The sequence below is a fragment of the Pseudomonadota bacterium genome, assembly GCA_030860485.1.
Taxonomy (GTDB): domain Bacteria; phylum Pseudomonadota; class Gammaproteobacteria; order JACCXJ01; family JACCXJ01; genus JACCXJ01.
The window spans coordinates 1-7,779 of sequence record JALZID010000181.1; the positions used below are offsets into that span (position 1 = coordinate 1).

7 protein-coding genes are annotated in these 7,779 nt (G+C 62.1%); 4 read left to right on the top strand and 3 right to left on the bottom strand.

Annotation, left to right across the window (positions count from 1 at the left end):
* The first annotated feature begins 190 nt into the window (after positions 1 to 190).
* From typA to M3461_09930, 3 genes are all read left to right on the top strand, one after another.
* Entirely contained in the window at positions 191 to 2,020 is a 1,830-nt protein-coding gene (gene typA, locus M3461_09920) for a translational GTPase TypA (protein MDQ3774653.1), read from the top strand.
* A gap of 81 nt (positions 2,021 to 2,101) precedes the next feature.
* On the top strand, positions 2,102 to 2,350 hold the full coding sequence (locus tag M3461_09925) for a hypothetical protein (protein ID MDQ3774654.1): 249 nt from the start codon (positions 2,102 to 2,104) through the stop codon (positions 2,348 to 2,350).
* Positions 2,337 to 2,525: a hypothetical protein gene (locus tag M3461_09930; protein MDQ3774655.1), complete on the top strand. Its 189-nt coding sequence runs from the start codon at positions 2,337 to 2,339 to the stop codon at positions 2,523 to 2,525. Before M3461_09925 ends, M3461_09930 begins: the two co-directional genes overlap by 14 nt.
* A 39-nt stretch (positions 2,526 to 2,564) precedes the next feature.
* Here M3461_09930 and M3461_09935 read toward each other — a convergent pair whose 3' ends face one another.
* The 3 genes from M3461_09935 to M3461_09945 all read right to left on the bottom strand — a co-directional run bounded on the left by M3461_09935 (position 2,565) and on the right by M3461_09945 (position 5,277).
* On the bottom strand, positions 2,565 to 2,747 hold the full coding sequence (locus tag M3461_09935) for a DNA gyrase inhibitor YacG (protein ID MDQ3774656.1): 183 nt from the start codon (positions 2,745 to 2,747) through the stop codon (positions 2,565 to 2,567).
* Between the two features lie 876 nt (positions 2,748 to 3,623).
* Positions 3,624 to 4,013, bottom strand: coding sequence for a hypothetical protein (locus M3461_09940; GenBank protein ID MDQ3774657.1), 390 nt, complete (start codon positions 4,011 to 4,013; stop codon positions 3,624 to 3,626).
* A 316-nt stretch (positions 4,014 to 4,329) separates the two neighbouring features.
* Positions 4,330 to 5,277, bottom strand: a complete 948-nt coding sequence (locus M3461_09945) for a tyrosinase family protein (protein ID MDQ3774658.1) — start codon at positions 5,275 to 5,277, stop codon at positions 4,330 to 4,332.
* Positions 5,278 to 6,434: 1,157 nt separating this feature from the next.
* On the opposite strand from M3461_09945, the gene M3461_09950 reads away from it, so the two are divergent.
* Complete coding sequence (locus M3461_09950) at positions 6,435 to 7,577, top strand: IS110 family transposase (GenBank protein ID MDQ3774659.1); 1,143 nt, start codon at positions 6,435 to 6,437, stop codon at positions 7,575 to 7,577.
* Positions 7,578 to 7,779: the final 202 nt, after the last annotated feature.

Genomic DNA, 7,779 nt, shown 5'->3' on the forward strand with positions numbered 1-7,779 from the left:
GGGATCGATCCGATCATCATCATTTCACCGTCCCTACAGCATCAATGACCGTTCGACCAACGATGGTCCCGCTCAGCACCTGCGCCGCCGCTGTACCGTTCAACCTTAGTCCGACAGGCTGCTAGACGCGCAGCCCGCCCCGCTTTAGGGGGCATCAGGCACCCGATCGGCCATGCCGGGAGGCATCAACTTGCCGGAAAGACTTCGCAACATCGCCATCGTCGCCCACGTCGACCACGGCAAGACCACGCTCGTCGACCGCCTGCTGCAGCAGTCCGGGACCCTGGGCGAGCGCGCGGGGCGCATCGAGCGCATCATGGACTCGAACGAGCTGGAGCGCGAGCGCGGGATCACCATCCTCGCCAAGAATACGGCGCTCTGCTGGCGGGGCTATCGGATCAACATCGTCGATACCCCGGGACATGCCGATTTCGGCGGCGAGGTAGAGCGGATCCTGTCGATGGTGGATGCCGTGCTCTTGCTCGTCGATGCCGTGGACGGCCCCATGCCGCAGACGCGCTTCGTGACCGAGAAGGCCTTCGCACGCGGTCTCAAGGCCATCGTGGTCGTGAACAAGATCGATCGGCCCGGCGCGCGCGCGCCATGGGTCGTGGGCCAGACCTTCGACCTCTTCGATCGCCTGGGGGCCAGCGAGGAGCAACTCGACTTCCGGGTGGTGTTCGCCTCCGCCCTGCGGGGCTATGCGAGCCGCAGCGCGGATAACAGTGACGAGCGCCGCAACATGGAGGTGCTCTTCGAGACCATCGCCGCCGATGTCCCCGCGCCCAGTGTCGACCGGAACGGCCCCTTCCAGATGCAGATCAGCTCGCTCGCTTATTCGAGCTATGTGGGCGCCATCGGCATCGGCCGGATCCAACGCGGCACGGTCAGGGGCAACGCCCCCGTCGTCATCGTGGATCGCGACGGCGAGCGGCGCAGCGGCCGCGTGCTCCAAGTGCTCGGCTTCTCGGGGCTGGAGCGTGTGGAGGTGCCGGAAGCCACGGCCGGGGACATCGTCGCGGTGACGGGCATCGAGGCGCTGCGCATCTCCGACACGCTGTGCGATCCCGCAAAGGTGGAAGCACGGCCGGCGCTCGCCGTCGACGAGCCCACAGTACGCATGCGCTTCGAGGTCTCGGACTCGCCCTTCGCGGGACGCGAGGGCCGTTTCGTGACCAGCCGCCAGATCCGCGAGCGGCTCATGCGGGAGCTCATCCACAACATCGCCCTGTCGGTCGAGGAGACCGCCGATGCCAACCGCTTCCTGGTCTCGGGACGCGGCGAGCTGCACCTCGCCATCCTCATCGAGAACATGCGCCGCGAGGGCTACGAATTCTCCGTGGGGCGCCCCGAGGTCATCGTGAAGGAGATCGAGGGGCAGAGCATGGAGCCCTACGAGCAATTGGTGGTCGATGTGCCGCTCGTCTCCCAAGGGGCGGTGATGCGGCGGCTCGGCGAGCGCAAGGGCGATCTGCTGGACATGCGTCCAGATGGGGTCGATCGGGTGCGCCTGGACTACCGGATCCCCGCGCGCGGCCTCATCGGGTTTCGCACCGAGTTCCTCACCCTGACCTCGGGCGAGGGGCTCTTGTACCACACCTTCGACTCGTACGGGCCCTTGAAACCCGGCCCGATCGGCAACCGTACCAATGGTGTGCTCATCGGAAACGGCCCCGGCATGAGCCTCGCCTATGCGCTCTTCAACCTCCAGGAGCGCGGCCGGCTCTTCATCGGTCCGGGGGAGGGGGTATACGAGGGCATGATCGTCGGCGTCCATTCCCGTGGCAACGACCTCGTGGTCAATCCGATGAAGGCCAAGCAACTCACCAACATCCGCGCCGCGGGCTCGGACGAGAACATCCTCCTGACCCCGCCGGCGCGCTTCGATCTGGAGCAGGCGATCGAGTTCATCGACGACGACGAGCTGGTGGAGGTGACCCCGAAATCAATCCGCCTGCGCAAGAAACTCTTGAAGGAGCACGAGCGCAAGCGCGCCGGGCGGGTGGCGAGTGGTCCCTGAGACGCCGCGGTGTTCCGTGCGCATTCCGGTTTCCCTAAACCGTCGTAGCCCGCTCTACATCCGCGGTGAGGAAATTCAGCTATGAAGATAATCAATGTTTCGCCTCATGCCCGCAGCATCAAGCAATTGCTCGAGCAAGCGAGCGCGGACAACATCATTTTACGTGCCCCGGATGGGCGCGAGTTCGTCCTGGCCGAGGTCGATGACTTCAACCGTGAGATCGAGTTGGCGCGACAGAGCGACCGGCTTATGAAGTTGTTGGACGAACGAGGCAAGCAAGAGCAGACGATTAGCCTGTCGGATGCCAGAGCCAGGCTTGGCATCAAATAACCGTCAAAGTCTGGACGGATATGACAGCGACCCACGCTTCGATCTGGAGCAGGCGATCGAGATCATCGAAGACGACGAGCTGGTGGAGGTGACCCCGAAATCAATCCGCCTGCGCAAGAAGCTCTTGAAGGAAGGCGAGCGCAAACGCGCCGGGCGGGTGGCGAGCGGCGCCTGAGAGGCCCCCGCCGGCCGGAGGCCAGTTGTTGGCCGCGCGTCAACTATCCGGATCTGAGCCGAGCGAAACATCCTGAAGAACGGCGTCGGCCTCTTCCATGGGGATGCGCTGGCCTTCGTCGAGCCAGGCCCCGAGGTCGATGAGCCGACAGCGTTCGCTGCAGAAGGGTCTCCACGGGTTCTCGCCGCGACCGCTCGCCGGCCCTGCGCAGTGCCCCGAGATCGGTGCCCCTGCGGACCCCGTTCGGTCCTGAATCGTTTCCCCTTTACGCTGTTCTACAGCGTGACCTCCGATGTCCTGCGCATCGAAGTCGTCGCACACCAAAGCCGCCGCCCCGGCTACTGGCGGTCGAGGGTCGCCCGCTTACCCAATAAGGATTGAGACGACCTGACAAATCGTTTCAATCCGTTGTGCAAGAAGCCCTGACGGGGGCGAGACTCGATATATATGGGGAATGCTTCCGGCAGTGGAGACCGGGTAACGCAACAGTGGTGGGAAGGATGGGGGAAACGAGCCGTCGGCGAACTTGGTCAGTCTACAACAGGCGATCTGTAGGTTCAAAGTGGGGTTGGCGCGTGGCGGGCATGCCAGAGGCGAAGTGCGGCTCCACGAGGCAACAACGGCCACCTGCGGTTGCACAAGCCGGGAGGTGCCCACAGGCGGCCGCGGCCAGTGCCGTGGCCCAGACCCTGGGACTGCCTGGATTTTGGGGCTACGGTGGCGAAGCGACCCTGCCGCGCAGCGGCTTACTTGAACAATGGGTTGTAGCCGACCGCCTTAGACCGTGCAAGATCGGGGCGATTCGCAATTCAGACTCGTTGTGGCCCTCAACCGCCTGATCGGGACCGTAAGTCGATGTAGGGTGGGTTAGTTAGGCACGCCGTTTGCGCCGTAACGCACCGACCGCACGCAAGAGGAACTTCCGGTGCCTATCTCCTACGCGGCCTTCCGGAAGGCGGGTTACGCGATACAGCCGCTAACCCGCCCGGGCTCTTGAGCAACTGGGCAAAGCTCAGGCGCACCGGCGCCGAGGGATGGGGCGGCTCGGCCCCGCGTAGCTTTACGTCGAGCGCGATCGTGACGCTCGGAAGGTGCCCGTCAGGCCTCCCGCAGCCCATCCGAGGGCTCGATACGGGCGGCGCAGACGCCGCCGAGCACGGCGCCGAGGAGGCTCGCGATCAAGGTCAAGAACAAGGCCGCGAGGAAGTGCCGAGGCATGAGAAAACAGATGGACTGCCCGGCCGCGAGATCGGCCGCCAACATGCGGTTGATGATCTGTTCGAGGACGAGGTCCACGAACACCGCGCCGAGCCATCCGAGGACCGCGGTAAAGAGCGCGTGGAAGCTCGCGTAGACCATGATCCCCCCGCCGCGAAACCCGAGCAGGCGCAGGACCGAGAGCTCGCGGCGTTTTCGATCGGTGTTGGCCCACTGGCTCGCGCCGAGCGACAGGGAATAACCCGTCATCCCGGCGATGACCCAGAACAAGAGCGTCAGATTGCCCGACCGCGACTATCGTCCATACCTGACCGGCCCGCAAGCAGCGACGGCGTGCGCGAATACGGCGTCCAAGTCGCTGGCACGTGAGAGCAGGAAGTCGAGCGTGTCTTGAGTAGCGAGTTGGCGATGCAGCCGGCTTGATGAGTATGATCCTACCGGCTGCAGCAAGAGGGCACAGGCCAAGCGGCCTGGTTTTGCGTCGTGTGGACCGAAGTCTATTTACGAACCTCGCTTCGTCGTCCGGACTCAACCCGAAGGCCATATGTCCTGCATGTCCTGTATGGCCTGTATGGCCTGTAGGCGTTTAGTTTGCCGCTTTGTCTTCTGGGCTCAAACCAAAGGGTATATGTCCCATAGGCATGGGGTGTGCCATTGCCTTCTGCGGCAAGGCCGAGAAGAGCTCTCTCATCTCTAGGGGCTCCGGCGCAGGCTCACTGTCATAGAAATAGCCAAGCGCGTGATGGTTGAGCATATTCGCAGGAGTCACATTCCCGCTCCAGGGTTGCATGGGATCGTTCAAATTGTGTCCCGGTGGCCCAACCTCACTACCCTCTCCGGTTGGGTGATAGCCTTCATTGGGAAAATTGGCCTGCCACTGCGCCCACAAACGGTCAATGTTGCAGTGATGGAGAAAGAACACAGGATCGTTGGGAGAACTGTTCCAGAACATGGAGCCTGCGTCACGGAAGTTGGGTGGAGTGCCGCCGCCAACCCACAGGTGTACTCGGTTGTGAATGGAGCCTAACCCGTACCAACCTTCGAGACGATTGCTGAAACTTGGCTGGGCGGGAGTGCCCGGCGGGTCCGACATCAGATGGGGGAAGGCCCGCCACGGAGCCACATAGAAGGGAAGCTCTTTAAGACAATCCGCCACTTGATCAGCCATCGGCAACTGGGAAACCTGGGGAAAACTGGCGAAATGGCGTCGCAGGTTTGCATCCTGGAATTCTCCCTGACCTTCGTCAAAGAGATTTAACACGTAATTTCCAGCGGCACCGGCGAACAGGCCGGTGGTAACCCGCCAGTTCTGGTTCGGATCGCCATCGCCCCCCATAAAATCATCACTCCAGGGACTTCCGGGCACTGTGGGATCGGGCGATTGATCAACAGTCCAGTCCCAATAGGGTAACGTCACACTGGGATCGATCATCTGCAAATCGAGTTCGAGCTGCCGGAGGAAGTAGCGATGCCACGGTAAAAACGCTGGTCCACTATGCGCCCAACCAGGCTGGGTATCGGTCATAGTGTCCATGGACCGGAGGTGTATCGACACATAGTCATCGTAACGACTGGGAATTGACGGACCGATTCGACTCGGCCTCTGCTTCAAAGCCAATATTGCCTGCACAAACGCCTGTCTTTGCGGTTGGCTCAGAGTGGCTTGATTCCTTCTGATATCCATCGTGCGGCCTCCTTTTGATTTTGATTACTCGTTTAAGTACGTTCTTACCGTGCTCGTCGAGACCATCGTCAAGCCAATGATCAGTCCGAATAGTTACCTTTAAGCTTTGTAAGGCTCTCCGGTTTCATGGGCGTAGTAAATGCCTTCACGGCTGCTTCCGCCGTTACGGTGCATGTCACAGAGCCGTCGGGATTTGATGACATACCCCCGCCAGCGTGTCCGCACCACGCGTCACAGACATTTGCAGTCCCCTTCTCACATGTCAGGCTCGTAGCCGCGACGGCGGGGCTGAAGCATATCGACACGGCAATGAGAGGGAAAAAATAAGCAACACTTCTATTTGTCATAGTCGCCCCCCCCATGGTGTTTAGCAAATTTTTAGGTCCAATCGACCATTCAGGATTCCCATGTGGAATCGGCCGATATTCCCAGATGAACCTCGGACCCGAGCGTCAGAGTATTCTTCTGGACTCCCCGAGTCAATTGGAGTGTGATCGGGCTTCGAGGAGGCCCCTGGCCCGCGCCGGGACGCGATCGGACACGCCGTCCCGCCCCGCTGCCCGCCCGGCGCCGCGCTCGGCTCCGCTCGCCGCTTGCCACCCGAGGACCGCCCTCCCTGCCTTTGCTCAACGCCTTCCCCTCCGCCACCGCCGACGCTCCGCCACTTCGGGCAGATGCTCGCAGACAGCACTCGCAACTGCCCTCGCAGCGCCGTATAAGAATTTCAAAGGCCCTTTTTCGGCGAGAGGAAGAGTACGAGATGGACCTGTGGGTTGTCAAGTACGCGAGCCGTCGGTCCAGGATCGGGGATTTTTCAGGCATCGGTCCAAGGCGCCCGATCCGGGGCGTTTTGGTCTCTCACGCGAGTGCAGGGCAAAGGGGGCTGTCGGCTGGGAGTTGAACCGGATGGGAGGGGGGTTCGCGGCCGGGATCAGATGCTATGTAGGGCCAGTCAGGCTACCCTTTCGGCGCATTGACTAAACTAACCCATCGAGAGGAGAGCGAAGATGAATCGAGTGACCCTACAGAGCAACGATAACGCAGCAGAGGGCGTGTTGTACATGGCGATGGAGCTGGGCGACAAGCGCTGGAAGCTGGTGTTTAGCGAGGGGGGTGCGAAGCGCCGCCATGAGACAGTTGAGGCGGGGCGCCGCACGCAGTTAGTCGAGGCGATCAGTAAAGCCAAGGCGAAATTCCATTTGTCGCCCGAGGACAGGGTGGTGAGCTGTTACGAAGCCGGCCGCGACGGCTTCTGGCTGCACCGCTACCTGGTAAGTCTTGGGATTGAGAATCAAGTGGTGGACTCCTCGAGCATCGAGACCAACCGCCGGGAGCGGCGGGCCAAGACCGACCGGCTCGACGGGGTCAAGCTGCTGACGATGCTGATGCGTTACTGGGCCGGTGAGCGGGGCCTTTGGAGCGTGGTGCGGGTCCCGAAGGTGGAGGAGGAAGACGCGCGGCGCTTACACCGGGAGCTCGGGTCTCTGAAGAAGGAGCGCACCCGGCATCGCAATCGGATCCGCGATTGGTTAGTGGCGCAGGGCCTGCGCCTAGAGCCTAATCGCGACTTTCTCCAGCGTCTCGAGACGCTCACCCTGTGGGACGGCACGTCCTTGCCCGCCGAGCTCAAAGGAGAGCTCGAGCGGGAGTACCGGCGTCTGAGCATGGTAGAGGAGCAGCTACGCGCCCTGGAGCAGACGCGGACGGAGCGGATCGCGCACGCCGATAGCCATCCGTTGCGGCAGGTGGTGCGGTTGATGGGGCTGCGCGCGATCGGGCCGAACTGTGCATGGCTTTTGGTGATGGAATTCTTTGCCTGGCGGGGGTTTCGGAACCGCCGTGAGCTTGGGGCCTGCGCGGGTCTGACGGGGACGCCCTATAACAGTGGTGGTAGTAAAAGAGACCAGGGCATTAGCAAAGCTGGCAATGCCCGGGTACGCACGATGATGGTTGAGATCGCGTGGTTGTGGCTGCGCCATCAGCCGAATTCCAAGCTCAGCCGCTGGTTCCGTGAGCGCTTTGCCGGCGGCGGCGCGCGGATGCACCGCGTGGGTATCGTGGCCTTAGCCCGTCGGTTGCTGGTCGCGCTATGGCGCTACCTCGAAGAGGGCCTGTTGCCTGAGGGCGCGGAGCTCAAGGTCGCCGGTTAAACCAGCGAGAGGATTAGCGCCGGCACGAGCCCTCGAATGTTTTTGCAAGTAAGAGGTTGGCAGAAGCGCCCGAAAATGGCCTGGGTTGATGAAGGTCAGTGGACCGTTGCTATCAGATGGGGCGCTTTTTTAAGTCGGTTTACTTAACGCGCTTCGCGTATGCAGCATGAGGTGATCGGTCCATACCGACACGGATAGAAGG

What these genes read in the sequence shown, in the direction of transcription:
- M3461_09945 (MDQ3774658.1), bottom strand. Translation starts at nt 5,277, where the DNA reads ATGGACACTATGACCGATACCCAGCCTGGTTGGGCGCATAGTGGACCA.
- M3461_09925 (MDQ3774654.1), top strand. Translation starts at nt 2,102, where the DNA reads ATGAAGATAATCAATGTTTCGCCTCATGCCCGCAGCATCAAGCAATTG.
- M3461_09950 (MDQ3774659.1), top strand. Translation starts at nt 6,435, where the DNA reads ATGAATCGAGTGACCCTACAGAGCAACGATAACGCAGCAGAGGGCGTG.